The 23,986-nt window shown below is 68.8% G+C and carries 27 protein-coding genes; 16 read left to right on the top strand and 11 right to left on the bottom strand.

From position 1 onward, the window contains the following. Positions 1 to 15: 15 nt before the first annotated feature. The 5 genes from VHA82_RS19510 to VHA82_RS19490 all read right to left on the bottom strand — a co-directional run bounded on the left by VHA82_RS19510 (position 16) and on the right by VHA82_RS19490 (position 5,249). Positions 16 to 1,341: an enolase C-terminal domain-like protein gene (locus VHA82_RS19510; RefSeq protein WP_325546819.1), complete on the bottom strand. Its 1,326-nt coding sequence runs from the start codon at positions 1,339 to 1,341 to the stop codon at positions 16 to 18. Between the two features lie 38 nt (positions 1,342 to 1,379). Beyond that, on the bottom strand, positions 1,380 to 2,339 hold the full coding sequence (locus VHA82_RS19505) for a tripartite tricarboxylate transporter substrate binding protein (protein WP_325546920.1): 960 nt from the start codon (positions 2,337 to 2,339) through the stop codon (positions 1,380 to 1,382). Positions 2,340 to 2,378: 39 nt separating this feature from the next. Next, positions 2,379 to 3,290: a 5-dehydro-4-deoxyglucarate dehydratase gene (gene kdgD, locus VHA82_RS19500; RefSeq protein WP_325546818.1), complete on the bottom strand. Its 912-nt coding sequence runs from the start codon at positions 3,288 to 3,290 to the stop codon at positions 2,379 to 2,381. Between the two features lie 72 nt (positions 3,291 to 3,362). Beyond that, on the bottom strand, positions 3,363 to 4,094 hold the full coding sequence (locus VHA82_RS19495) for a FadR/GntR family transcriptional regulator (protein WP_325546817.1): 732 nt from the start codon (positions 4,092 to 4,094) through the stop codon (positions 3,363 to 3,365). Positions 4,095 to 4,106: 12 nt separating this feature from the next. Continuing rightward, positions 4,107 to 5,249 (bottom strand): 3-deoxy-7-phosphoheptulonate synthase, encoded by a 1,143-nt coding sequence (locus tag VHA82_RS19490; protein ID WP_414708673.1) that lies wholly within the window; start codon positions 5,247 to 5,249, stop codon positions 4,107 to 4,109. Between the two features lie 88 nt (positions 5,250 to 5,337). On the opposite strand from VHA82_RS19490, the gene VHA82_RS19485 reads away from it, so the two are divergent. From VHA82_RS19485 to VHA82_RS19470, 4 genes are all read left to right on the top strand, one after another. Beyond that, complete coding sequence (locus tag VHA82_RS19485; protein ID WP_325546816.1) at positions 5,338 to 5,742, top strand: hypothetical protein; 405 nt, start codon at positions 5,338 to 5,340, stop codon at positions 5,740 to 5,742. Then, entirely contained in the window at positions 5,739 to 6,314 is a 576-nt protein-coding gene (locus VHA82_RS19480; RefSeq protein ID WP_325546815.1) for a hypothetical protein, read from the top strand. The genes VHA82_RS19485 and VHA82_RS19480 overlap by 4 nt, the downstream gene beginning before the upstream one ends. 100 nt (positions 6,315 to 6,414) lie before the next feature. Continuing rightward, a complete protein-coding gene (locus VHA82_RS19475; protein WP_325546814.1) occupies positions 6,415 to 6,711 on the top strand; it encodes a hypothetical protein in 297 nt (98 codons plus the stop codon). A gap of 8 nt (positions 6,712 to 6,719) precedes the next feature. Continuing rightward, positions 6,720 to 6,935: a hypothetical protein gene (locus tag VHA82_RS19470; protein ID WP_325546813.1), complete on the top strand. Its 216-nt coding sequence runs from the start codon at positions 6,720 to 6,722 to the stop codon at positions 6,933 to 6,935. Here the strand turns inward: VHA82_RS19470 and VHA82_RS19465 are convergent, their stop codons facing one another. Further along, positions 6,936 to 7,685 (bottom strand): SapC family protein, encoded by a 750-nt coding sequence (locus VHA82_RS19465; protein WP_325546812.1) that lies wholly within the window; start codon positions 7,683 to 7,685, stop codon positions 6,936 to 6,938. Position 7,686: 1 nt separating this feature from the next. Then, positions 7,687 to 9,000 carry a hemolysin family protein gene (locus VHA82_RS19460; protein WP_325546811.1) on the bottom strand — a complete coding sequence of 438 codons (1,314 nt, stop codon included), beginning with the start codon at positions 8,998 to 9,000 and terminating at the stop codon, positions 7,687 to 7,689. 82 nt (positions 9,001 to 9,082) lie between these two features. Between VHA82_RS19460 and VHA82_RS19455 the strand changes: the two genes are divergently transcribed. Both VHA82_RS19455 and VHA82_RS19450 read left to right on the top strand, forming a co-directional pair. After that, entirely contained in the window at positions 9,083 to 10,054 is a 972-nt protein-coding gene (locus VHA82_RS19455; RefSeq protein ID WP_325546810.1) for a DUF2971 domain-containing protein, read from the top strand. Beyond that, complete coding sequence (locus VHA82_RS19450; RefSeq protein WP_325546809.1) at positions 10,054 to 10,875, top strand: symmetrical bis(5'-nucleosyl)-tetraphosphatase; 822 nt, start codon at positions 10,054 to 10,056, stop codon at positions 10,873 to 10,875. Before VHA82_RS19455 ends, VHA82_RS19450 begins: the two co-directional genes overlap by 1 nt. Positions 10,876 to 11,194: 319 nt before the next feature. Here VHA82_RS19450 and VHA82_RS19445 read toward each other — a convergent pair whose 3' ends face one another. After that, on the bottom strand, positions 11,195 to 11,416 hold the full coding sequence (locus VHA82_RS19445; RefSeq protein WP_325546808.1) for an addiction module protein: 222 nt from the start codon (positions 11,414 to 11,416) through the stop codon (positions 11,195 to 11,197). A 192-nt stretch (positions 11,417 to 11,608) separates the two neighbouring features. Then, on the bottom strand, positions 11,609 to 13,042 hold the full coding sequence (locus VHA82_RS19440) for a DEAD/DEAH box helicase (protein WP_325546807.1): 1,434 nt from the start codon (positions 13,040 to 13,042) through the stop codon (positions 11,609 to 11,611). Between the two features lie 69 nt (positions 13,043 to 13,111). Here VHA82_RS19440 and VHA82_RS19435 point away from each other — a divergent pair, with 69 nt between their 5' ends. From VHA82_RS19435 to VHA82_RS19415, 5 genes are all read left to right on the top strand, one after another. After that, positions 13,112 to 14,266 carry a PP2C family protein-serine/threonine phosphatase gene (locus VHA82_RS19435; RefSeq protein WP_325546806.1) on the top strand — a complete coding sequence of 385 codons (1,155 nt, stop codon included), beginning with the start codon at positions 13,112 to 13,114 and terminating at the stop codon, positions 14,264 to 14,266. A 29-nt stretch (positions 14,267 to 14,295) separates the two neighbouring features. Beyond that, on the top strand, positions 14,296 to 14,637 hold the full coding sequence (locus tag VHA82_RS19430; protein ID WP_325546805.1) for an STAS domain-containing protein: 342 nt from the start codon (positions 14,296 to 14,298) through the stop codon (positions 14,635 to 14,637). Then, complete coding sequence (locus tag VHA82_RS19425; protein WP_325546804.1) at positions 14,634 to 15,059, top strand: ATP-binding protein; 426 nt, start codon at positions 14,634 to 14,636, stop codon at positions 15,057 to 15,059. The genes VHA82_RS19430 and VHA82_RS19425 overlap by 4 nt, the downstream gene beginning before the upstream one ends. 211 nt (positions 15,060 to 15,270) lie before the next feature. Then, on the top strand, positions 15,271 to 15,717 hold the full coding sequence (locus VHA82_RS19420; RefSeq protein ID WP_325546803.1) for a CesT family type III secretion system chaperone: 447 nt from the start codon (positions 15,271 to 15,273) through the stop codon (positions 15,715 to 15,717). Positions 15,718 to 15,849: 132 nt separating this feature from the next. Continuing rightward, a complete protein-coding gene (locus VHA82_RS19415; protein WP_325546802.1) occupies positions 15,850 to 16,998 on the top strand; it encodes a hypothetical protein in 1,149 nt (382 codons plus the stop codon). On the opposite strand, the gene VHA82_RS19410 is transcribed toward VHA82_RS19415, so the two are convergent. Together VHA82_RS19410 and ypfJ are read right to left on the bottom strand one after the other, a co-directional pair. Continuing rightward, the gene (locus VHA82_RS19410) at positions 16,974 to 19,112 is read right to left on the bottom strand and encodes an SLC26A/SulP transporter family protein (RefSeq protein ID WP_325546801.1); all 2,139 of its coding nucleotides are present in this window, start codon (positions 19,110 to 19,112) and stop codon (positions 16,974 to 16,976) included. The two genes, VHA82_RS19415 and VHA82_RS19410, sit on opposite strands and share 25 nt — an antisense overlap. A 77-nt stretch (positions 19,113 to 19,189) precedes the next feature. Continuing rightward, positions 19,190 to 20,071, bottom strand: a complete 882-nt coding sequence (gene ypfJ, locus VHA82_RS19405) for a KPN_02809 family neutral zinc metallopeptidase (RefSeq protein WP_325546800.1) — start codon at positions 20,069 to 20,071, stop codon at positions 19,190 to 19,192. A gap of 42 nt (positions 20,072 to 20,113) precedes the next feature. On the opposite strand from ypfJ, the gene pcp reads away from it, so the two are divergent. From pcp to VHA82_RS19380, 5 genes are all read left to right on the top strand, one after another. After that, positions 20,114 to 20,761: a pyroglutamyl-peptidase I gene (gene pcp, locus VHA82_RS19400; RefSeq protein ID WP_414708672.1), complete on the top strand. Its 648-nt coding sequence runs from the start codon at positions 20,114 to 20,116 to the stop codon at positions 20,759 to 20,761. Between the two features lie 37 nt (positions 20,762 to 20,798). Next, positions 20,799 to 21,650 (top strand): 3',5'-nucleoside bisphosphate phosphatase, encoded by an 852-nt coding sequence (locus VHA82_RS19395; protein ID WP_325546799.1) that lies wholly within the window; start codon positions 20,799 to 20,801, stop codon positions 21,648 to 21,650. Positions 21,651 to 21,794: 144 nt separating this feature from the next. Next, on the top strand, positions 21,795 to 22,676 hold the full coding sequence (locus VHA82_RS19390) for a DMT family transporter (protein ID WP_325546798.1): 882 nt from the start codon (positions 21,795 to 21,797) through the stop codon (positions 22,674 to 22,676). Position 22,677: 1 nt separating this feature from the next. Then, positions 22,678 to 23,313, top strand: coding sequence for an L-threonylcarbamoyladenylate synthase (locus VHA82_RS19385; protein ID WP_325546797.1), 636 nt, complete (start codon positions 22,678 to 22,680; stop codon positions 23,311 to 23,313). A gap of 15 nt (positions 23,314 to 23,328) precedes the next feature. Continuing rightward, positions 23,329 to 23,985 carry a site-2 protease family protein gene (locus VHA82_RS19380; protein WP_325546796.1) on the top strand — a complete coding sequence of 219 codons (657 nt, stop codon included), beginning with the start codon at positions 23,329 to 23,331 and terminating at the stop codon, positions 23,983 to 23,985. Position 23,986 lies beyond the last annotated feature (1 nt).

Here is a 23,986-nt window from a genome sequence, read left to right as displayed (position 1 = left end):
CGCCGGGCAAAAACGCTACCTCACGAAGCAGGGACGCTTCGGATCGAAAGTCCAGCCGGGAACGAGGTAGCGCATCGCGGTCGCGTCGTCACGCGCGCCCAGGCCGTGCCGCGTGTACAAGGCATTCGCCTTCTCGAGCTCGGCCGGGTCGATCTCGATGCCGAGCCCCGGCTTCGCCGGCACGTCGATGCAGCCCCCGACGATGCGCGGCGGCTCCTTCGTGAGACGCTGGCCGTCCTGCCAGATCCAGTGCGTATCCATCGCCGTCACCTCGCCGGGCGCCGCCGCGCCGACGTGCGTGAACATCGCAAGCGAGATGTCGAAGTGGTTGTTGGAGTGCGAGCCCCAGGTGAGCCCCCAGTCGCGGCAGGTCTGCGCCACACGCACCGAACCGGCCATCGTCCAGAAATGCGGATCGGCCAGCGGGATGTCCACGGCCTGCAGCGCAAGCGCGTGCGCGAGCTCACGCCAATCGGTGGCGACCATGTTGGTCGCGGTCGGCAAACCCGTTGCGCGGCGGAACTCCGCCATCACTTCGCGGCCCGAAAAGCCTTCTTCCGCGCCGCACGGGTCTTCCGCGTACGCGAGCACGCCGTGCATGTCGCGCATGAGGCGGATCGCGTCCTTCAGGAGCCACCCGCCGTTCGGATCGAGCGTGATGCGTGCTTGCGCAAACGTCTCATGCAAGGCGCGCACGGCTTGCACTTCCTCTTCGCCGCGCAGCACGCCGCCCTTCAGCTTGAAGTCCTCGAAGCCATAGCGTGCCTGCGCCGCCTGCGCGAGCCGCACCACCGCCTCGGGCGTGAGCGCCTCCTCGTGGCGCAGGCGCAGCCAGTCGTCGCCCGCATCCGGCTCGGTGGCGTACGGCAGGTCCGCCTTCGTTCGATCGCCGACGTAAAAGAGGTAGCCGAGCACTCGCACCTTGTCGCGCTGCTGCCCTTCGCCGAGGAGCGCGGCGACGGGCACGCCGAGAAACTGCCCCTGCAGGTCCAGGAGCGCGGACTCCACCGCGGTGATGGCATGGACCGCTGTGCGCAGGTCGAAGGTCTGCTGGCCGCGCCCGCCCGCGTCGCGATCGGCGAATCGCGTGCGCATCGCATTCAGGATCGAGTGCATCTCGCCGATGGGGCGGCCTTCGACGAGCGGCCGCGCATCTTCCAGCGTGCGGCGGATCTTCTCGCCGCCGGGCACTTCGCCAAGCCCCGTGTGGCCCATGTCGTCGGTGAGGAGCACCACGTTGCGCGTGAAAAAGGGCGCGTGCGCGCCCGAGAGGTTCAGCAGCATGCTGTCGCGCCCCGCCACGGGGACCACGCGCATCTCTCGCACGGCCGGCAGCGTCATGCGTCGTATCTTTCCGGGGCCGCCTCGGGGGTGGGTATCTAGTCCGCGGTGATTCTGCGCGATTCGATCAGCTGCTTCCATCGCGCGAACTCGGCCGCCTGGTATTTCGCGAAGTGCTCGGGCGTGTCGCCGACGATCTCGAAACCGAGGGCCACGAGCTTTTCCTTCACCGCGGGCTCGTTCAGCGAAGTCACGATGGCATCGTGCAGCTTCGCGCGCACGTCCGGCGGCAGCCCCCGTGGCGCGGCCACCGCCTGCCACGACTGGACTTCCGCGCCCTTCACGCCCTGCTCCTGCAGCGTGGGCACATCCGGCAGCAGCGCATTGCGGCTCTCGGAGGAGACGCCGAGCGCGTGCACCTTGCCCGCCCGGATGTGGCCGATGATGCTGTTGATGTTGACGAACGCGGCCTCCACCTGCGCACCCAGCAGGTCGTTGATGGCCGGGCCGCCGCCCTTGTACGGGACGTGCAGCCCCTGCGTGCCGGTCTGCTGCCAGAGGAGCTCGGCCGAGAGATGGTCGGACGAGCCGTTGCCCGAGGATGCGAAGCTCACCTTGCCGGGGTTCTTCCTGAGCCCGCCCAGCAAGTCGGCGACCGACCTGTACGGCGAACTCGCCGGCACGACGAGCACGTTGGGCGCCTGCACCGCGATCGTGATCGGGTCGAAGTCCTTCAGCGCGTCGTACTGCACGCCCTTGATCAGGTGCGGCGCGATCACGAAGGGGCCGAGCGACGAAACGAATAGCGTGTAGCCATCGGCGGGTGCGCGCTTCACGAGCGCGGCGCCGATGGTGCCGGTGGCGCCGGGCTTGTTGTCGATCACGAAACTCGCGCCGAGCTTTTCCTGCAGCTTCTGCGACAGCACGCGAGCGATCATGTCGGTGGACCCGCCCGGCGGGAACGGCACGACGAGGGTCACGGGCCGGTCTGGATAGGCCGCGAACGCGCTCGCGGCGGCCACGCCGGCCAACGCGAGGGCCGCAAGGGTCTTCTTGATCATTGCTTTGCTCCTCGGAATGAACTGCCTCGGCAACGACTACTGCGCACCGAGCCGGCGGATCAATTGCGCGAGCGCCTCGACTTCATCGGCCTTCAGCGCCGTGAGCGGCGGCCGCACGCCGCCCGCGCTCTTGCCGACGATCGCCGCGCCCGCCTTCACGATGCTCACGGCGTACCCCTGGCCCTTGTTGCGTATCTCGAGGTACGGCAGGAAGAATTCGTTCATGAGCCGGCTCGTGGTGGCCGAGTCGCCGCTCGCGAATGCGTCGTAGAACCGGATCGCCGTGCGCGGGATGAAGTTGAAGACGGCCGACGAATACACCGGCACGCCGAGCGCCTGGTACGCTTGCGCGTAGACCTCGTGGGTGGGCATGCCGCCGACGTAGGCCAAGCGGTCGCCCAGCTTGCTGCGGATGGAGACGATGCGTTCGATGTCGCCCAGGCCGTCCTTGAAGCCGATCAGGTTCGGGCATCGTTCGGCCAGGCGCGCGAGCGAGTCGGCGGTGAGCCTGCACGCGCCGCGGTTGTAGACGATCACGCCGAATTCCACGCTGGCGCACACCGCCTCCACATGGGCGACGAGCCCTTCCTGAGTCGCTTCGGTGAGGTAGTGCGGCAGCAGCAGCACGCCTTGCGCGCCGCAGCGCTGCGCTTCCTGCGCGTACCGGATCGCAAGCCGCGTGCCGCCGCCCGCGCCCGCCACGATCGGCACGCGGCCGCGGCACGTCTCGGCCGCCGTGCGGATCACATCGCTGTATTCGCCGGGCTCGAGCGAGAAGAACTCGCCCGTCCCCCCCGCGGCGAACAGGACCTTCGCGCCGTAAGGCATCAGCCATTCGAGACGCTCAGCATAGCCGCGCGCATCGAAGTCGAGCCGCGCGTCGAAATCCGTGAGGGGAAAGGAAAGCAAGCCCGACGAGAGGGTGTGCTTCAGTTCGAGGGGAGACATGGGCGCGGTGCGTTGGATCGCATCAGGGTTGACATCTGACATCGTACAACTCACTTGAAACCGATGCAAGCCTCATCTGCGCCGGGCGGCCTGCGCGGTGCGTTGCCGGCGTTCCTTGCTGTTGGCGAGGTGCGTGCGCATCGCGGCGCGCGCGCCCTCCGGGTCCTGGCGCCGGATCGCGTCCAGGATGTTCTCGTGCTCCGCGTTCACGCGCCTCAGGTAGGCGAGCCGCTCGGGTGTGAGGACCTGGCCCGGTTCGAGCCGTGCGCGCGGGATCATCATGCCGCCGAGCGTCGCCATGAGCTGCGCGAAGCGGTCGTTGTGCGTGGCACGCGCGATTTCGAGGTGGAACTGGTAGTCGGGCCCGACCGCGTCGCGCCCGTCGTTGACGGCCGAGGCGAAGGCCTGCAGCGCCGACTGCATCGCCTGCACGTTGGCGTCGCCGCGGCGGGACGCCGCGAGCGCGGCCGCTTCCGTTTCCACGGCCATGCGCAGTTCGAGCACGCCGATCACGTCCTCGAGCGTCGCGAGCCTGCCCGGATCGATGCGAAACGTGCTGCTGTCACCGAGGCCGACGACGAAGGTGCCCACGCCGTGGCGCGTCTCGACGACGTGCGCCGCCTGCATTCGCGAGATCGCTTCGCGCACGACGGTGCGGCTCACGCCGAACTCCGACATGATCTCGCCCTCGGTCGGCAGCTTCGTCCCCGCGGGCCAGCGCCCGTCCCGCACGCGGTCGCCGAGGGCCTGCACGAGGTCGGCCGTGAGCGAACGGGGGCGGCGCAGCGCCGCAGGCGAAGGCATCGCCGCATTCTGTCATACGACGACTTCGCCCTGCCGTCTCGCGCTCACGGCTTGCGCGAGCCTTCGAAGCACGCTCTCGGTCTGCTCCCATCCGATGCAGCCGTCGGTGATGGAGACGCCGTGCGCGAGCGGCACGCCGGGCGACAGGTCCTGCCGGCCGGGCAAGAGGTGGCTTTCCACCATCACGCCGAGAATCCGGCGGCAGCCGCCTTCGATCTGCTTTGCGACGTCTTCGGCGACTTCGATCTGGCGCTCGTACTGCTTCTGCGAATTGGCATGCGAACAGTCGACCATCACGCGCTCGCCGACACCTGCCTTGCGCAGGATCGCGCAGGCGGAGTCGACATCGGGCTTCGAATAGTTCGGGCCCCTGGAGCCGCCGCGCAGGATGATGTGGCAGTCGTCGTTGCCCGCGGTCTCGAACACCGCCACCTGCCCCATCTTCGTCATTCCCATGAATGCGTGCTGCGCGCGGCAGGCGACGAGCGCATCGGCTGCCATCTGCACTCCGCCGTCGGTGCCGTTCTTGAAGCCGATCGGGCAGGAAAGCCCCGAGGCGAGCTGGCGGTGGCTCGGGCTTTCGGTGGTCCGCGCGCCGATCGCGCCCCAGCTCACGAGGTCCGACACGTACTGAGGCGACAGCAGATCGAGGAACTCCGTGCCCGCGGGCAGCCCCATGTGCGCCACATCCAGCAGCAACTGGCGCGCTCGCCGCAAGCCCTCGTTGATGCGAAAGCTTCCGTCCAGATGGGGGTCGTTGATGAAGCCCTTCCAGCCGACGGTCGTGCGGGGCTTTTCGAAGTACACGCGCATGACGACGAAAAGCTGCTTTTCCAGTTCCAGCGAGAGTGCCCGCAGCTTGCCCGCATATTCGAGCGCCTGGTCCGCATCGTGAATGGAGCACGGGCCGACCACGGCCAGCAGGCGCGGATCGGCGCCGTGCACGATCGCCGCCACCGAACGGCGGCTGCGCTCCACGAAGTCCTGCACGGCGTCGTCGGCCGGCAGGTCGTACTGCAGCAGCGCGGGTGAAATCAGCGGGCAGACCTGCCGGATGCGGACGTCGTCCAGGCGCGTGGCCTGCGGCATGTCCTCGACGCCTTCGGGCAGGTGCGCGGGATGCGAGGGATGCGGGGGGGTGGGGGTTGCGTTCATCTCGGCTCGAATTTTCTCCCGAATCTCCACCGGGCCCGCCGAAGCGGGCAGAATCGGCGGGCAAGCCAGCCTTCACGGAGAATCGTTCATGCGCATGCTTTGCCGGCTTCTCGCACTGCTCGCGGTCTCGGCGGCCCCGTGGGCCGCGTCCGCGCAGGAGCTCACCTTCACCTATTCCGGGCTCGTGTGGGACTTCAGCACCTCGGCGGGCGGCTTCGCGAACTGCACGGCCCTGCACATCGATGCGAGCGGCAACCCCGGCCACAGTGTCGAGTATTCGGTCTACGGCCGCCTCTACTGCCCTCTCCTCGGCGGCTACTACGCAAGCCACGGCAATGCCTATTTCGACGAACTGGGCCGCTTCAACATGAAGGTCGACCTGGGCGTCGCCAACCAGCTCCAGTGCAGCGGCATGTCGGGCTTCCACGGCGACTGCACGATCTACAACAACAACGGAAGCGTCCTCGGCACAGCCCATCTCACGCTGCAGTGAAGATCGTCCTCGCGCTGCTCGTTGCCGTCGCCGCCGTGTTCGCCTGGCTCGCCTCGAGGCCGGCCGCGCGATCGGATTCGCCGCCGATGGAAGCCACCGGGCCGCGCGGACCGTCGGCCGCGGTCACCGCCATCCCTGCGGCGACGGCGAGTACGCTCTCCCCCAGCGGCATGCGCGTCGACGGCGTGCTGTTTCGCGGCGCGGGCCACCCCGCGTCGCAGGCGTTCATCAGCGTGGGCGGCGCCGCCTCGCGCCCATTCGCGCGAGGCGAGCCGCTCGCCCAGGGCTGGACGCTGGCCGAAGTGCGGCCCGATCACGTGATCCTCGCGCACGGCGAGACTCGCGCGCGCCTCGACGTCGTGGGCTTGCCGCTGGCGGCGAATGCGCAGCCTGCCACAAGCGATGACGCCGGTGCCGCGGGTGCCGCGGGCAGCGCCGGTGCGGCCTCGCGCGAAGCACCGCTCCCGGGCTTCATCCGCCTGCCTCCCGGCGCCCCGCTACTGCCTGCGGTCGACACGGCCACCAACCGCCGCTTCGTGCACGACACCCGGGCGCAGCAGGCCGCCCGATAGGGAAACGGCCTAAGCCGCTCGCGGCAATCCGATTAGGAGGCCCCTCGCGCGGGCGGGCACACTGCCTTCATCGACAGTGTCAACGCCATCGGGAGCCCTCATGAACAGTGTCATCGACGTCCTTCTGAGCTGGAAGCGCACCGCCCCCGCGACCGCGCCCGCCGTCACTCATGCCACCGCCCGCCGCACGTACCGCCTGCGGGAGTGGCCGCACCTCGTGCAAAACGAGCGCAAGGCCGGCATCTTCCGCACCCTGTCGATGATGAGCCACACGGCCGTGGACCGCGGCTGGATGCTCGCGCAATCGAAGCTGCCGGCGCGCGAGCTCGACCCGATGCTGAAGCACTGGATCGATTCGGGCTGGGTGGAAGCGATCGAATCGCCTGTCGTCCACTGACAGGCGCGATGCTCATCTACCGGCTGAAGCAGTGGCCGCAGCTCGCCGACCGCGAGAGAACGGCGCGCATCCTGAGCACCCTCTCCGTCATGAGCAATCGGCCGGTGAACCGGCGCTGGATGCTCTCCAACTCCAAGCTCCCCGCGCGCGAACTCGACCCGCTCCTCGAGCACTGGATCGAATCGGGCTGGGTGGAGGTGATCGACCCCTCCCGCTTCGCCTGATCAGGGCTTGGGCGGCGCCGTGAGCGGGCTTTGCCGCTCGGCCATCTTGTCCACCAGCGCCTTCATGTTCGCGAGCGACATGAGATGCATCGAAATCAGGTGCAGCTCGCCCGTGCGGAAGAGCGCGAGCGCCACGGCATCGGGCAGCGCCATCAGCTTTTTCTCGTCCACCACCATCAGCCCCGCGATGGTGAAGCTGCGGCCGTCGACCAAGTCGGCGCGAGCGTTCATCTCCGTGAGGAGCCCGGCTTGCTCCACGCGCTGGCAGAACGACTCCGTGCGCAGGTATTCGCGCTGGTACTGCCCGAGAAAGTCGAGCGCGTTCTGCAGAAAGGGCGTGTAGCCGCCCTTCGCATCGAAGAGCGGCTCGCCGTCGGTCTCGTTCATCCCGGGGTAGGCCTCGTCGACGCACACGCCCATCGCCTGCTGCCCGGGCAGCTGCGCGAGCACGAACGGGTAGCGCCTCAGAAACGCTGGGATGTAGCGGCCGGTCCACTGGTTCGCGTCGTTCACGAACAGGTTCTCGCGCGCGCGCAGCCCGAGCATCACGACCGGCGCGACGCGGCCGTTGCCCTGGCGCGTGAACACGATCGCGTATTCCTTGCAGGCCTCGCCGAACTCCACGCCCGCCACGAACAGCGAATTCGCCCTGCGCGCGAAGGCGAAGCTCGAGCTCGGCAGCACGCGCCGCCTCCGGTGCTTCTCGCTGTCCAGCAGCACCGGCCTTTCGTAATACACCATGTCCGACATTTCACCCTCCTGCCCGGATCGTAACCTTGCGGTCGGCGAGCCGCCCCGCGAGCACCTTGTCGATGCGCTTGCCGTCGAGGTCCACCACCTCGAAACGCCACTCGTCGCAGTCTATGCGCTCGCCCGTCACGGGCAGCCGCCCGGTGAGCGACATCAGCAGACCCGCGAGCGTGTTGTAGCGGCCCTTGTCCTCCTCGGGCAGGTCGCGGATGTCGAGCCGCGCCTTCAGCTCCGACACCGGCATGAGCCCGTCGAGAAGCCAGGTGCCGTCCTCGCGCCGCGTCGCCCACGCGTCGCCCTGCGCCTCGGGCTGCAATTCGCCGGTGATCGCCTCCAGCAGGTCGTGGGGCGTGATGAGGCCCTGCACCACGCCGTATTCGTCGACCACGAACACGAGGCGCGCCGCGCGCGCGCGAAACTGCTCCAGCAGTTCCATGCCGGTGAGCGTCTCGGGCACGAAGAGCGCGGGCACGGCATGATCGGCCACCGTGCCTTGCGCATCGCGCCCGAGCGACAGCAGCTTCGCGATGCTCACCATGCCCACCACGTCGTCCAGCGAGCCGCGGCACACCGGGTACCAGGAATGCGCCTCCTCCGGCCTGCCCGCGCGCTGCAGCGCATCGCCGATCGGCAGCGTCGCGTCGAACCACACCACGTCCGTGCGCGGCACCATCATCGAGGCGAGCGCGCGGTCGTCGAGGTGGAAGACGTTGCGCACCATCTGGTGTTCGTGCTCCTCGATCACGCCGGCGTCCACGCCCTCTTCGAGGCTGTGCGCGATCTCTTCCTGCGTCATCGCGCGCGACGGACTCGGGTCGATGGCGAGGAGCTTGAGCGTGGCGTGCGTCGACGCCGACAGCAGCCGGACGAAGGGCCCCGCCGCGCGCGAGAGCCATGCCATCGGCTTGGCCACCCAGCGCGAGACCGGCTCCGGGTAGAGCTGCCCGATCCGCTTGGGTACGAGCTCGCCGAAGAGGATCGTGATGAACGTGATGATGGCCACCACGATCGCGGTGGCCGTGGTCCCGGCGGGCTTCGGCGGCATGCCGTAGTCGCGCAGCCAGTGCGCGACGCTTTCGCTGAAGGCGGCCTCGCCCACGATGCCGTTCAGGATGGCGATGGACGTGATGCCGACCTGCACGGTCGAGAGGAACTGCGTGGGATGTTCGATGAGTGCCAGCGCCGCGGCGGCCCCGGAGTCTCCGGCTTCGGCCATGGCCGCGAGCCGCGCCTTGCGGCTGGTCGCGAGCGCCATCTCCGACATCGCGAACAGGCCGTTCACGAGCGTGAGCAGCCCGATCAGAAGGAAATCCATGAATCGCGGGCAGAATCGGGCATCCGCCCGACTTTACTGCAAGCCGCAGTACCGACCTGCCCCGCGAGCCGCGACACCGCCCATGCCCGATCACGAGCTGCGAGAGGCGCTCAGCGCCGTCCTGTGGAGCGACATGCAGCCCCCGCCTTCGGCCGGCGGCCTGCCGCTGCTTGCGCACTACACGTCCATCGCCACGCTCGAGCGCATCGCCGAAACGGGCGAGCTCTGGTTTTCCAACCCGCTGTACATGAACGACGTGGACGAGCTGCGCTACGGCATGACGCTCGGGCTCGAGGCGGTGCGCACGCACGCGGGCTTGCGCCACGCCTGCCCGCCGGATCACTACAACGAACTGCTCGATGCGTTCGGGCAGCTCTACACGGCATTCGACGACGAATCGGCGTTCGACGTGTACGTCTTCAGCTGTTCCGAGCACGGCCCGGGCATCGGCGACGACGGGCTGCTTTCGATGTGGCGCGGCTACGGCAGCGACGGCAACGGCATCGCGATCGTGTTCGACTTCAACGAGCTCGTGGCGCGCACCCAGCCGGCCGCGCTGCTGCTGCGCCAGGTGCAGTATCACTCGTACGAGGAGAGCCGCGCCTGGATGGACGGCAAGCTCGCGAATTTCGCGCGCGCGCTCGCGGCGCTGCGCGTGCCGCTCGAGGAGATGGCGGCCACGGCCGAGGAACTCTTCGAGCGCATCAAGCTCTTTGCGCTGTTCACGAAGCATCGCGGCTTCCACGAAGAGCGCGAATGGCGCATGGTGTACCTGCGCGAACGCGACCGCGAAGGCGTGCTCGCGCAGCAGCTGAACTATGCGATCGGCCCGCGCGGGATCGAGCCGCGGCTGCGCTTCGCCGTGCCGGCGCTCGGCACCGACGCGCCGCCACTGGACGCGCTCGTCGAGCGGGTGATCCTCGGCCCCGTGCTCGCGACGCCGCTGTCGCTGCGCTCGACGCGGCGCATGCTGGAAATCCACCGGCCCGCGTGGGCGACACGCGTGGTGCGGTCGACCACGCCGTATCGCATGCAGCGGCGCGGAAGCCACTGATGGCGCGCTGGCTCGTCGGCGACGTGCAGGGGTGCGACGCGGCGCTCGGGCGATTGCTGGATCGAATCGGTTTTTCGCCGAGCCGGGACACCTTGTACCTGCTGGGGGATCTCGTGAATCGCGGGCCGGAGTCCGCGCAGGTCCTGCGGCGCCTGATGGCCTGCGGCGATTCGGCGAAGAGCCTGCTCGGCAATCACGATCTGAGCCTGCTTGCAATCGCCTACGGGCTGCGCGCGCCGCATCGCAACGACACGCTCGACGCCGTGCTGCAGGCGAGGGATCGCGGCGCGATGCTCGAGTGGCTGCGCCATCGCAGCATGGCGCTCAGCGAAGCGGGGCTTCTGATGGTGCACGGCGGTGTGCTGCCGCAGTGGGATGCGGCGCGGGTGATGGCGCTCGCGGGCGAAGTGGAGGAAGCGGTGCGCGGGCCGGACATCGCGGAATTTCTGCGGCACATGTACGGCAACGAGCCGGATCGCTGGGACGATTCGCTGACGGGCGCCGCGCGTTTGCGCGTGATCGTGAATGCGTTGACGCGGGTGCGATTCGTGACGCCCGAGGGCGCGATGGATCTGAAGGCGTCCGGCGGGCTCGACAAGACGCCGCCGGGCTACCTGCCGTGGTTCGACGTGCCGGGACGGCGCAGTGCGAACGTGCGCATCGCGTTCGGGCATTGGTCGACGCTCGGGCTGCTCGTGCGCGAGGACATCATCGCGCTCGACACGGGGTGCGTGTGGGGCGGATGCCTGAGCGCGATCTGCGTTGAGACGATGGAGGTGGTGCAGGTGAAGTGCGATGAGGCGCAGGCGCCTGGGGAGTGACGCGTCGAGTTCGGCTGCAAGCGACCCGACTACGACCGTGCCCGCCAGAAGCCAGGCCTGCGTCGCTGGTGGGCGACGGCCAGAACTCGGATTTCTGTCTCGCGCAGGTAGTAGACCACACTATATGGAAAGTGACGCAACGGCAGGCGGCGAATGCGGCCACGCTAGGCAGCACCTAGCTTTGGATACTCGGCGAGCAGTCTGGCGGTCCGGTCGAACTCCGAGAGAAAGGAATGCGCAACCGCTGCACCGGCCTTTCGCGCGTAGTAGAGGGCACTTTCGGTTAGCTCGAGCTCTGCCTGTGCGTTGATCGAGATTTTCACGAAATCGCGCGACGCGCGCGGGCAACCGCATCTTCCAGAGGAAGGAATGGCGCGCCGGTCTCGGCTTCCGCCAGGCGTCGCTCCACTTCCTCGCCCCACTCCTCCTCGATGTCGGATTCGCCAGCTATGCTCGCAAGAAGATGGTCTGCGAGGCGCACCCGCTCTTCAACAGGCAGTTGCAGCGCTTCGGCTTCGATCTTGGCGAGAGAGACGTTCATTCAGAGGCTCCGAGGCCCGGGTAGCGAGCCCATCTTACTCCCAAGGTCCAACACGGGATGCCCTGCGGATTCACGGGCAAGGACCACGGCGGCCTCACCGTCCGGGATGTCGAGCCCCTCGACCACCAGTCTTCCCCCGACGACCGTGCCTGCGGCGACTTGCATGGTCGAATCTTCCTTGACGACGCCCTGCTACGGCGCCTTGAACAGCGCCGCCACCTTCCGCTTCGGCTTGATGTTCTGCGACACCCGGCCCGAGGAAGTCGCCTTCGCCGCTTCCCACCCCGGCGCCGCTTCGCGCTCGGGTGTCACGTACGGCTGATCGAAAAACGGATCGCGCGGCGCGGAAGAAGCCTGCCGCCGTTCCCGCTCGCGATACTCGCGCGGCGGCGGCGGCTGATCCAGCACATCGCGCGGATCGCCCAGCTCGCCCGCCTCGCGCCACGCACGCCGCCCATCGTTGATGCGGCCACGCGGACGATCGTCGTCCCACTCGATCGGCTCGATTTCCACCTTCTTCTTCAGCAGCCGCTCGAGATCGGCCATGAGCCGTCCATCCCCGGGCGATACCAGCGTGATCGCCAGACCCGACGCCCCCGCTCGCCCCGTGCGACCGATGCGGTGCACGTAGTCCTCGGGGTTGAACGGCACGTCGTAATTGAACACCGCGGGCACGTCCTTGATGTCGAGCCCCCGGGCCGCGACGTCGGTCGCGACAAGCAGATCCACCTCGCCCCGCTTGAACGCATCGAGCGCCTTCAGCCGCTCGTCCTGGCTCTTGTCCCCGTGCATCGCCACGGCCTTCAGGCCATCGCGCTCCAGCGCGCGCGCCAGCCGCGCGCAACCGAGCTTGCTGTTGTTGAAGACGAAGGCCTGCGACAGCCCGCGCTGGCGAATGAGCTGCTTCAGCGCGCGGCGCTTGTCGTCGTCCGGCACGCTGAAGAAATGCTGCTCCACCGTCGATGCGGTCGAATTCGGGCGCGACACCTCGACCACCACCGGGTCTTGCAGATAACTCGCGGCGAGCCTGCGAATCTCCGGCGAGAACGTCGCGGAAAACAGGAGCGTGGTGCGCTGCTTCGGCAAGTACGAAAGGATGCGCTGCAGGTCCGGCAGAAAGCCGATGTCGAGCATGCGGTCGGCTTCGTCGAGCACGACGTATTCGACCTGGTTCAGCACCGCGTTCTTCGCCTCGATGTGATCCAGCAGGCGTCCCGGCGTCGCCACGAGCACTTCGACGCCTCTTTTCAGCTCCGCCGTCTGCGGCTTCATGTCGATGCCGCCGAACACCACCGCACTGCGCAGATTCGTGTACTTCGCATAGAGCTTCACCTGCTGGGCCACCTGGTCGGCGAGTTCGCGCGTGGGCAAGAGCACCAGCGCGCGCACGGGGTGGCGCGCGGGCGAGGTCGAGGCGTTCTCGTGCTTCAGCATGCGCTGCAGAAGGGGCAGCGCGAACGCGGCGGTCTTGCCCGTGCCCGTCTGCGCCGCGCCCATCACGTCGCGGCCCGCGAGCACCACCGGAATCGCCTGCGCCTGGATGGGAGTCATGGTCTCGTAGCCCATTTCGGCCACGGCGCGCGCCAGCGGTTCGGCGAGCGAGAGTTGGGAGAAGGAATCGGTCATCTGAACCTTCTATTGTCTCACCGACCGAATCCCGATATGTTTCGACTGCATTACATGGATGAACAAGGCATGCAAGAGGGCTCCCACGAGGCGGACGCGGACCGCACGATGATCTCCACCTCGGCCATGTACGCCGAGGCGGCGAAGTCGTACGAGCCGCGCGACCACTACCTCCATATCCTCGAGGGCACCCACGCGGGCCTTCGCCTGAAGCTCGGCCCCCGGCCCTTCGTGATCGGACGCCGCAGCGACTGCGACCTCCCGATCGCCGACACCCAGGTCTCCGCGCGCCACTGCGAACTCAGCCTCACTCCGCTCGGCCCGCAGCTCGTCGTGCGCGACCTCGGCTCGACCAACGGCACGTTCGTCGAGGGCGAGCGGGTGAACGGCGCGGCGAGCCTGCCGCCCGGCGGCATGATGCGGCTGGGCGGCGAAACGATCCGGCATGAATACCTTCTTCGCAGCGAAGCCGAACGCGACGACCTGCACCAGCGCGACCTCGACAAGGCGCGGCACTACGTGGAGTCGCTGCTGCCGCAGCCGATCGCGGCCGGGCCGATCGCAACCGACTGGGTGTACGTGCCCTCGGCGCAGCTCGGCGGCGACGCCTTCGGCTACCACCAGCTCTCCGAGGAGCGCTTCTGCGGCTACCTCATGGACGTCTCGGGGCACGGCGTCGGCGCCGCGATGCACAGCGTGTCGGTGATGAACGTGATGCGCCAGCGCGCCCTGCCCGACTGCGACTTCAACGACCCGGGCCAGGTGCTCGCCCGCCTGAACGACATGTTCGGCATGGAAGCGCACGACGGCATGTATTTCTCGATGTGGTACGGCGTGTACGACATCGCCCGGCGCACGCTGCGCTATGCCTCGGGCGGGCACCACGCTTCGTACCTCGTCGATGCCGGCCGCTCGCGCATGACGCCGCTCCGGACGCGCAACCTCGTGATCGGCGCGATGCCGGGCGCGCCGTTTTCCTCGTCCGAAGTCGAGGTGGAGCCGGGCAGCACGCTCTACGTGTTCAGCGACGGCGTGTTCGAAGTCGTGGGCGCCGACGGCGCGCAGAAGGGTTTGCCCGACTTCCTGCCGTTTCTCATGCAACCTCGCGCCGTGGAGGGCTCGGAAGCGAAGCGCATCGAATCGGCGGTGCGCGACAGCGCCCGGCCGGGGCCGCTGGAAGACGACTTCACCCTGCTCACGGTCACATTCGTGTCATCTGGATGACATAGGGTGAGTGCTTCGGAGGGATCCCCATGGAATTCGAAGTCTCGCAGCTGGACGACCACTGCAACCTCGTGCGCCTCACCGGCCGCATGGATTCGCCCGGCGTGGACCGGATCGAAACGCGGTTCACGGCCGCCGTCACCGCCGCCAACCGCGACGCGGTGGTCGATCTCTCGGGCGTCGACTTTCTCGCGTCGATGGGCATCCGCATGTTCATTGCCAATGCGCGCGCCATGAGCGGCAAGGGCAAACGTCTCGCGCTCTTCGGCGCGACGGAGATGGTGCGCGACGTGCTCGAATCGGTCGCCATCGACCAGATCATTCCCGTCGCCGCCGACCAGGACCAGGCGCTGCGGGCGCTGGCCCGGTGAAACGGGCAGTGCTTGCGATGCGCATCCAGCTCGCCGCGCGGCGCGACGCGCTCGAGGCGGCCCGCCAGGCGATGCTCGAAATGCTGCGCCCGCTCGAACCGACGCCCCGCCTCGTGTACCGGGCGGAGCTCGTGCTCGAGGAGGTGCTCATGAACGTCGTGATGCACGCCTACCCGCAAGGCGACGAGCAGGGCATGGCGGTGGAAGTCGACTCCGCGCCCGGCGAGATCGTGCTGCGGTTCGAGGACCACGGCATCCCGTTCGACCCGAGCACGGCCGCGCCGCCGATCGCGGTGCACGACATCGCGCAGGCGCAAGTCGGCGGGCTCGGCGTTTCCCTCGTCAAGCGATTCGCGAAGAGCCTCAGCTACGAACGCCGCGACGGAATGAACCGCCTCAGGGTCTCGCTGGCGCGAGACTGAAAAGACCCCGCGCGACCCACCGAGACTTCCGGATGGCCGCGGCCTTCGGCCAGGTCCGCCGTCGAGGAGAAACGGCGTGCCGGCCGGGGTCGAACGGGGCCCCGGGGAATTTTCAAATGCGAAACATGGCTAAGCGAAGGCACCGGCTCGCCTCACAATTTTCACGACCGGCGCGGCCGATCCGCGCGTTCCCGCACTCGCGCTTTCACCTATGAGCAAAGACATCTATCGCGCACTCCTCTCGGAGTTTTCGCAACGCATCGGCCTTGCGGGCCGTTTCGACGACATCGACGAGCCTTGCAGTCTGGTCTTCAAGGACGTCGCCCTCACGCTCTTCCTCGACGAAGCCGGCGGGGGCCTCGTGAATGTCTTCGTCGACTTCGGCGACTTCCCGCGGGAGAGGGCGCTCGCGATCTTCGAGCGCCTGCTCGAGATCAACCTGCTCGTCTGCGCGCAGGGAAGCCCGCGGCTCGGACTCGATGCCGAGACCGGACGCGTGATCTTCACCTACGCCTATCCCGTGCAGGGCCTCACCGCTCAGAAGCTGCTCGGAAGCCTCGACATGGCCGTACAGCAGGCGGCCGTGTGGCGGCAAGGCTTCTACCTCGATGCGCCACGCGTGAACGCGCCCGAGCTTCGCGATGCATTGATGGTGTAAGGGCCGGCAACCATGACATCGCCCTCCACTGCGGCGCGCGGGGCGCCCGCCGTCGTCATTCACGTCGCGCCAGAACCCGAAGAGCCTTTTCGTCCGCGCCGGCGGACCTGCTTTCCTCGCTGCGGCGCCGCCGTGTTCCAGGGGTTCAAGGACGCGGCGGGCCAGGTGGCCGCCAAGCTCACCGGCCTGGCCGTGTTCAGCGCGAGCTCCATGGCCGGCGGCACCGCCGTGCGGGTCGTGTCCAACGTGGTCACCGCCACCGGCGCCGTGAGCGGGGCGGTCATCGCCGTCAGGATCGCCCGGCATCAGTTCGGCACGGACACCGCGGCTGCTCGCGCGGCGACCGCGCTTTCCGCCGTCGCGGGGGCCGGCCTGGGCGCCGCGATCACGGTGGGTCATGCCCCCGCCGCGCTCGCGCTCGAGTGGGCCGTGCTGGAAGCGGGCTTCCTGATCGTGATGTTCCGCTGCTTTGCCGTGAGGGCGGGCGACGAAGGCCACCCCCGCGAGAAGGCGGTCGCGGCGCTCGCGGCCGTCGGCGTGGGCGCGATCGGCTACGCGCTGCACGGTCACATCCAGGTTGGCGGACGCGCGGTCGGTACGTTCTGGCGTCCCTCCGATCCGAACTTCATGGCACGGCAGTCGGGCGTCATCTTCGAGGCGATCCTCGTGGAATGCTTCAAGGACGCGCTTTCCGGCGTCGGCTCGCCGCCCGACCGCAGGGGCCTCACGCTGGAAGGCCGCATCAGCGCCGCGGCGAAGGGCCTGCCGGCCTACGTCGCCGCATCGGTATTCATCAACGGCCTGGCGGGAACGAGCTTCCTGCCCGAGACCGACGGCCTCGGCGGACGCGTCCACTTCTCTCAGCTCGCACCGACGGTTCTTCTCGGATGCCTGCCCAACTGGGTGCGAGGCACGGCCAACTTCGTGGCGGTGGAGCACTCGTGGGGGTATTGGCGCAAGGACGGCGAGCCCGCGAATCCGCTCGAATACCGGCCGAAGAAGAAGGAACTCGCCGATCGGGTCTCGTCGGTGCTGCAGAAGTCGGCGGTTCGCTTCACTCTCATCGCGGGGCGCAACGCCGTCTATGCATCGCTGCGGGAGATGGGATTTTCGATGCAGGGGGCCGCGCTCTGGGCGCAGGGCATCTATGCCGTCTTCGCGCAGTACCGCGATCTGTACGCGGACCTGATGTCCGGCGAAGGCTGGACGCCCGCGCTCATGCCCCTGTGGTCATGCGCTGAGCCCCCGAGCGCCTTTCACTCCAGCGCCGAGCGCAGCTGACGCGTGGTCGCGGCCAGCCGGCGCGTGCCGATCTGCGCCAAATTGCTCATGAAGACGAGCGCCTCGGCCGCGTGGCCGCGAGCCCATTCGTCGAAGCGCTCGCGCGAGAGGCGAACGAGCGTCGCGGGCGCATTCTCCGCGCCCGCGGACGCGGTGCGCGGCTGGCCCGAGAGGAATGCCATTTCGCCGAACGCCATGCCGCCGGCCACGGTCGCGAGCCGCATGCCGCCCGCCGGCGGCCACGACGTGCACAGCGTGATGCGGCCCGACTGCACGATCAGCATCTCGCGCTCGGTGTCGCCGAATGCGAAGACGGCTTCGCCCGGCCCGATCGTCGCCGGCTCCAGCAGTGCTTCGAGCGACCGGCGTCCCGGCTCGCTCATGCCCTCGGCCAGCTCGCCGAGCAGGCCTTCGCGGCGGGCGCTCTCGCGCGCCTCGACGGGCCGCTCTTCGAGGATCTCGTCTTCCGCGCGCTCGAGGGCGCGGTCGAGGTCCGGCTCCTGGCGGATCCAGCCCGGCAGCGTCGCGGCCGTGCGCGCATCGAGCCCGCAGACCGTGAGCGGCACGCCCCGGTGGCCGACGTCCCGTGCGAGCAGCGCGAGGCGAGCGGTCGCGGTGCCGTCCCACGACGGCACGCGGCTCGCATCGAGGATCGCGCGATGATGGCGCTCGCGCAGCTGGGCGAGGACCTGGTCGGCGAGATGCGCGGCCACGCCGAACGACATCACGCCCTGCAGCTCGAAGACGGCCACGGAGTTCATGCGCGGGCCGATCCACGCCTCGTCGGCGGCGCGACGCAGCCTGCGCGATCGCACCTGCCCGTCGAGGAGCGAGCGTCTGAGCGCCGTGCTCGCCGATGCGTGCAGCAGCACGAAGGTCGCCACCACGAGACCCGCGACCAGCGCGCCGACGCCGCCGGAGACGGCGAACACGAGCGCCACGAGCCAGCCCTGGCTCCACGTCGCGGGCGCGGCGCGCGCGAACGTGCGTGACCAGAGCGGCCTCGGCACCTGCGTGAATCCCGCGAGCAGCAGCGCGCCGGAGAGGCATGCCATGGGCACGAAGGGCAGCCAGAGGTAGCCGGTGGCGGCCACACCCAGCAGCATCGCCGCGTGCATCGGCGCGACGGCCGCGTTCGGCCCGGCGCGCGAAAGCGCGATGCGCGAGCGCGAAGCGCTGGTGGACGCCGGGATGAGCCCGGCGAGCCCGCACAGCACGCCCACGAGGCTCTCGCGCCTGAGCGCCTGGTTCGGCTCGCTGCGCAAGCCGTGCTCGAGCTCGAGCTCCTGGTTGAACACGAGCACGTCGATGCTGTTCACGATCGCCATCAGCATCGCGAGCGAGACGAGATGGATGCCGATGGTGTTGGCTACCTGCAGCCACGGGACGGTCGACCATTCCGGCAGCGGCGGCCACGCGAAATGCGCGGCGGCCGCGGCCGGCCGGAAGAGCGGCAGCATGCCGCTCGCGACCACAAGCACCGAGACGGCGAACGCGGCGGGCAAGAGGCCCGGCCAATGTCGCCAGCGCTTCTGGAACGCGCGGGCCGCGAGCATGACGACGACGGCGAGGATCGCGTGGCGCAGCGTGCGCGCGTCGAAGGCGAACGAACCCGCGCCGAAGCCGCCCGCAATCTGGCCCACCACCATCGACAGACCCACGCCCGCGGCGAAGCCGTGCGTGACCGAGATCGGCAGGAAGCTCGCCACGCTCGCGAGCCTCAGCACACCGAAGAGCCACTGGAACGCGAAGCCGAGCGCGACGGTCGCCCCGCACACCGCGAGCACTTGCGCAGGCGCAAGCCCCAGGTTCGACGCCGACGCGGTGACGGTCGCGACCACGCTCGCGAAGAGCAGAGCGACCACGGTGGTCGGCGCGTGCACCACACCCGGCCGCCTCGCGAAGACCGCGAGCACCGCGCTCGGCAGTGCCGCAGACCAGAGTGCGAGCGCGGCCACCGGCATGTCGCCCGCGAGCGGCGCGAACGCGAGCAGGCCGAGGCCGAGCGCGTGGGGCACGGTGATCGCCGCCGCCGAAAGAGCCGCGAGCATGCCCGAGCCGCTGCGAGCCGCAGCGGTATCGTGATCGGGGACGACGCCGAAAGTGCTGTTCACGCTCGCGGGGCGAAATGCATGTGCCCGCTCGCGATGTTACTGCCCGTGCATGTCACACGCCCGTCATGAAAGCGTGCTCACCCGTTGCGCGCGCCGAACGTGTCGCACGACTTCACCGTGCCCTGCTGGAAGCCCGTCATGAACCAGTGCTGGCGCTGCTCGCTCGTGCCGTGCGTGAAGCTGTCGGGCACCACGGCGCGGCCCGCGGACTTCTGCAGCGCGTCGTCGCCGATCTTCTCGGCGGCATTCATCGCTTCTTCGATGTCGCCTTGCTCCAGGATGTGGCGCGCCGATTGCGCGTGATTCGCCCACACGCCCGCGAAGCAGTCGGCCTGCAGTTCGAGCTTCACGCTGTACGCGTTGGCCTGCGCCTGCGAGCCCGCGCGCGCCTGCGCGCGTTCCACCTGCGAGGTGATGCCGAGCAGCTTCTGCACGTGATGGCCGACTTCGTGCGCGATCACGTAGGCCTGCGCGAAATCGCCGGGCGCGCCGAGCCGGTCGCGCAGCGTCTGGTAGAAGCCGAGGTCGATGTAGACCTTTTCGTCGCGCGGGCAGTAGAAGGGGCCCATCGCGGACTGGCCCGAGCCGCACGCGGTGGGAATCGAGCCGCGATAGAGCACGAGCTTCGGGTCGCGGTACGTCGCGCCGCCGCGCTGGAAGATGTCCGTCCACACGTCCTCGGTGTCGGCAAGCACCGTGGAGACGAACTTCGCCATCTTGTCGCTGGCAGGCGGCGCATGGGCCGGCGCACGTTGCTGAGCCACCGGCATGCCGCCGCCGGACAGCAGGCCGAGGATGGTGAGCGGATTGATGCCGAACACCGCGCCACCGATGAGCGCGAGCACGATGCTGCCGATGCCGATGCTCGCGCCGCCGAAGCCGAAGCCGCCGCCGCCGCCACCCGAGGAGTCGCGCATGTCCTCGACGTTGTCCGATTCGCGATTGCCTTCCCAGCGCATGTCGTGATTCTCCTAGGTTCTCCTGGCGTTTACATTGCAGCCATGGCAGTGCCCGCGCCCGTGCTCGTGACCGGCTTCGATCCGTTCGGCGGCCAATCGGTCAACCCGAGCTGGCAGGCCGTCCAGGCGCTTCACGGCACGCACATTCTCGGCCATCCGCTGATCGGCGCCCAGCTTCCCACGACCTTCGCGGGCTCCGTGCAGGCGCTGCGCGAGTCGCTTCGCCAGCACCGTCCCACGCTGGTGCTGTGCACGGGCCAGGCGGGCGGCCGCGCAAGGCTGTCGCTGGAGCGCGTCGCCATCAATGTCGACGACGCGCGGATCCCCGACAACGCGGGCGCGCAACCGGTGGACGCTCCGGTCATCGATGGCGCGCCCGCGGCCTACTTCACGACCCTGCCCATCAAGGCGATGCTCGCCGCGCTGACGCACGCGGGCATCGAGGCGGAAGTCTCGCAGACCGCGGGCACTTTCGTTTGCAACCACGTGTTCTATGCGCTCATGCACGAGCTGGCGACCGATCCTCGATGGCGCAAGACGCGCGGAGGCTTGATCCACGTGCCCTTCCTGCCCGAGCAGGGGCAGCCTTCGATGCGCCTCGCGCGGATCGTGCAGGGGCTGAAGGTCGCGGCCGAATGCGCGCTCGCCACCCGCCGCGACATCAGGATGGAAGCGGGGGCAATCTCGTAGGCGCGCGCGCTGGCGTGCGCGCCACCTAGAATCGGGCGTGGCCCTCCTCAACGCCGACCTGCATTGCCATTCGGTGGTCTCCGACGGCACGCTGACACCGGAAGCCCTCGCCGCGCGCGCCGCGGCCAACGGGGTGGAGCTGTGGTCGCTCACCGATCACGACGAGATCGGCGGCCAGCACCGCGCGGCCGCGGCCGCGAAGGCCAACGGCATGCGGTACCTCACCGGCACCGAAATCTCCGTCACGTTCGCCGGCGAGACGGTGCACATCGTGGGGCTCGGCTTCGACCCCGACGACCGGGACATGCTGCAAGGCCTCGTTGCCACGCGCGGCGGACGCGCCACCCGCGCGAGGGAGATCGCCGCGGGGCTCGCGCAAGCCGGCGTCCCCGACGCCTACGAAGGAGCGCTGCGCTACGTCGGCAACCCGGACCTCATCTCGCGAACGCACTTCGCGCGCTTTCTGATCGATGCCGGCGTGTGCAGCGACATGGGCGACGTCTTCCACCGCTTTCTCACGCCGGGGCGGCCCGGCTACGTGGAGCACAAGTGGGCGTCGCTCGGCGAGGCGATCGCGTGGATCACGCGCGCCGGCGGCATGGCCGTGATCGCTCACCCCGCGCGCTACCGGTTCACCGCCAACGAGGAATACGCCCTCTTCCTCGAATTCACGACGCACGGCGGGCGCGGCGTGGAGGTCGTGACCGGCAGCCACACGACGGCCGAGTACGCGCAGTACGCCGACGTCGCGCAGGAATTCGGACTCGCGGCTTCGCGCGGCAGCGACTTCCACAGCCCCGAGGAAAGCCGCACCGACCTGGGCAAGCTGCCTTATCTGCCCGGTCAACTCACGCCTGTGTGGGAAGTGCTGGCCGACCGCATTCTCTAGCGTGGGAGTCCGGGCGGCTCGCGGACCCGTGGTCCGTGAGCAGCGAAACGATATGGGCCGGATATGGGCCGCAACCCGGCACCCGACATCCGGCCGAGGATCTCTGCCATGGACTAGGATGCGGAGCTTGCAACTGAGCATCCCGTGACCCAAGTCTCCCGTTCGCTGGCCGGCATCGGGCTCGTCATCGCTGCCTGCGCATGCTTCTGCGCGCTCGACACCACCACCAAGTACGTGAGCAAGTCGGTGCCCCTTCTCATGGCGCTGTGGGCGCGCTACATGTTCCAGGCGGGCGCCACGGCCCTGGTCGTGCTGCCGCAACGCGGCTGGGTGGTGTGGCGCACGCGGCACTTGCACTTCCAGCTGCTGCGCGGGCTGCTCCTGCTCCTCACGAGCCTGGCCGCCTTCTTCAGCCTGCGCTTTCTGCCGGTCGGCGAATTCACGGCGATCGTGATGCTCACGCCGCTTGCCATGACCGTGATCGCCGCGACCGTGCTGAAGGAGCGCGTCTCGCCTGTCGGCTGGGCCTTCGTCGCGGGCGGCTTCGCGGGCACGCTCGTCGTCATGCGGCCGGGCAGCACCGCGTTCCGCTCGATCGCGAGCCTGCTGCCGCTTTGCGCCGTCATCTTCAACGTCGCTTTCCAGCTGCTCACGAGCCGGCTCGCCCGCACCGAAGACCCCATCACGACGCATCTCTACACGGGCTGGACGGGCGCCGTCGCCGCGACGCTCGTGCTGCCCTTCGTCTGGGCCGAACTGCCGGACGCGCGCCTGTGGCTCGCGCTCGGGTTCATGGGCCTCATGGGGACCGTCGGTCATTTCCTCCTGATCCTCGCCTTCGGCAAGGCGCGGGCCTCGACGCTCATGCCCTTTCTCTACACCCAGGTCTTCTTCTCGATGTTGGCGGGCTGGCTCGTCTTCGACCACTTCCCCGACGATGCTTCGATGGCCGCCATGCTCCTCATCGTCGTGTGCGGCGCGGGCGGCGCCTGGCACTCGCGCCGCGAGGAGCTCCGGGGGGATTGAGGTGGCGCACTACTTCGAAGTCCACCCCGGCAATCCGCAGCCGCGCCTGCTGAAGCAGGCGGCGGCGCTGCTCGCCTCGGGCGGCGTGCTCGCGGTGCCCACCGATTCGAGCTACGCGCTCGCGTGCCACCTCGACGACAAGGACGCCGCGGACCGCCTGCGCCGCATCCGCCACATGGACGACAAGCACCTGCTCACGCTCATCTGCCGCGACCTGGGCGAGCTCGCGAGCTACGCGCGCGTCGACAACAAGCAGTACCGCCTGCTCAAGCACGGCACGCCCGGGCCTTTCACGTTCATCCTGGAGGCCACGCGCGAGGTGCCGCGCCGCGTGAGCCATCCGCAGCGCAAGACCATCGGCCTGCGCGTGCCCGACCACAAGGCTTTGCAGATGCTGCTCGAGGAGCACGGCGCGCCGCTGCTCGCGGCCACGCTCGCCGATCCGTTCTCCGGCGAAGTGCTGCACGATGCCCAGACGATCCGCGAGCGCTTCGGCAAGCAGGTGGCCGGCGTGATCGACGCGGGGCCGTGCGCGGACGAGCCGACCACCGTGATCGACCTCACGCCCATGGGCAGCGGCGGCGACCCCGTGCTGGTGCGCAAGGGCCGCGGCGACTGGGCGGCGCTCGGACTTTGAGACGGCTCTGAGACAATGGGCCCCGTGGACACTTCCAATCTCATACAAACCGTCCTGATCTACGCACTGCCGGTGCTCTTCGCCATCACGATCCATGAGGCGGCGCACGGCTACGTGGCGAAGTACTTCGGCGACAACACGGCGTGGGTGCAAGGCCGCGTCACGCTCAACCCGATCAAGCACGTGGACCCGATCGGCACGATCCTCATGCCACTCCTGCTCTACTTCGCCACGCACGGCGCATTCCTCTTCGGCTACGCCAAGCCGGTGCCGGTGAACTTCGGCCGCCTGAGGCACCCGAAGGCCGACTCGGTGTGGGTTGCGCTCGCGGGGCCGGCCGTGAACTTCATCCAGGCCATCCTCTGGGCAATCCTCTTCAACATCCTCGTGGCCGTCGGCTACGAGGAACGCTTCTTCATCCAGATGTGCAAGGCGGGCGTGCTCGTGAACCTCGTCATGTGGGCCTTCAATCTCTTTCCCATCCCGCCGCTCGACGGCGGCCGCGTGCTGGTCGGCCTGCTGCCGCGCCGCCAGGCCTATGCGTTCAGCCGGATCGAGCCCTGGGGCTTCTTCATCGTGATGGCGCTCGTGCTCGCGGGCATCGTGAGCGCCTGGTGGCTTTCGCCGCTCATCGGCGTGGGCTACGCATTCCTGAATCTCATCGGCCTGTAGT

It is taken from the genome of Ramlibacter sp. (assembly GCF_035548915.1).
Lineage (GTDB): Bacteria > Pseudomonadota > Gammaproteobacteria > Burkholderiales > Burkholderiaceae_C > Ramlibacter.
Note: the sequence above shows the minus strand (reverse complement) of the source record. Positions and strands in the feature narration are given on the sequence as shown.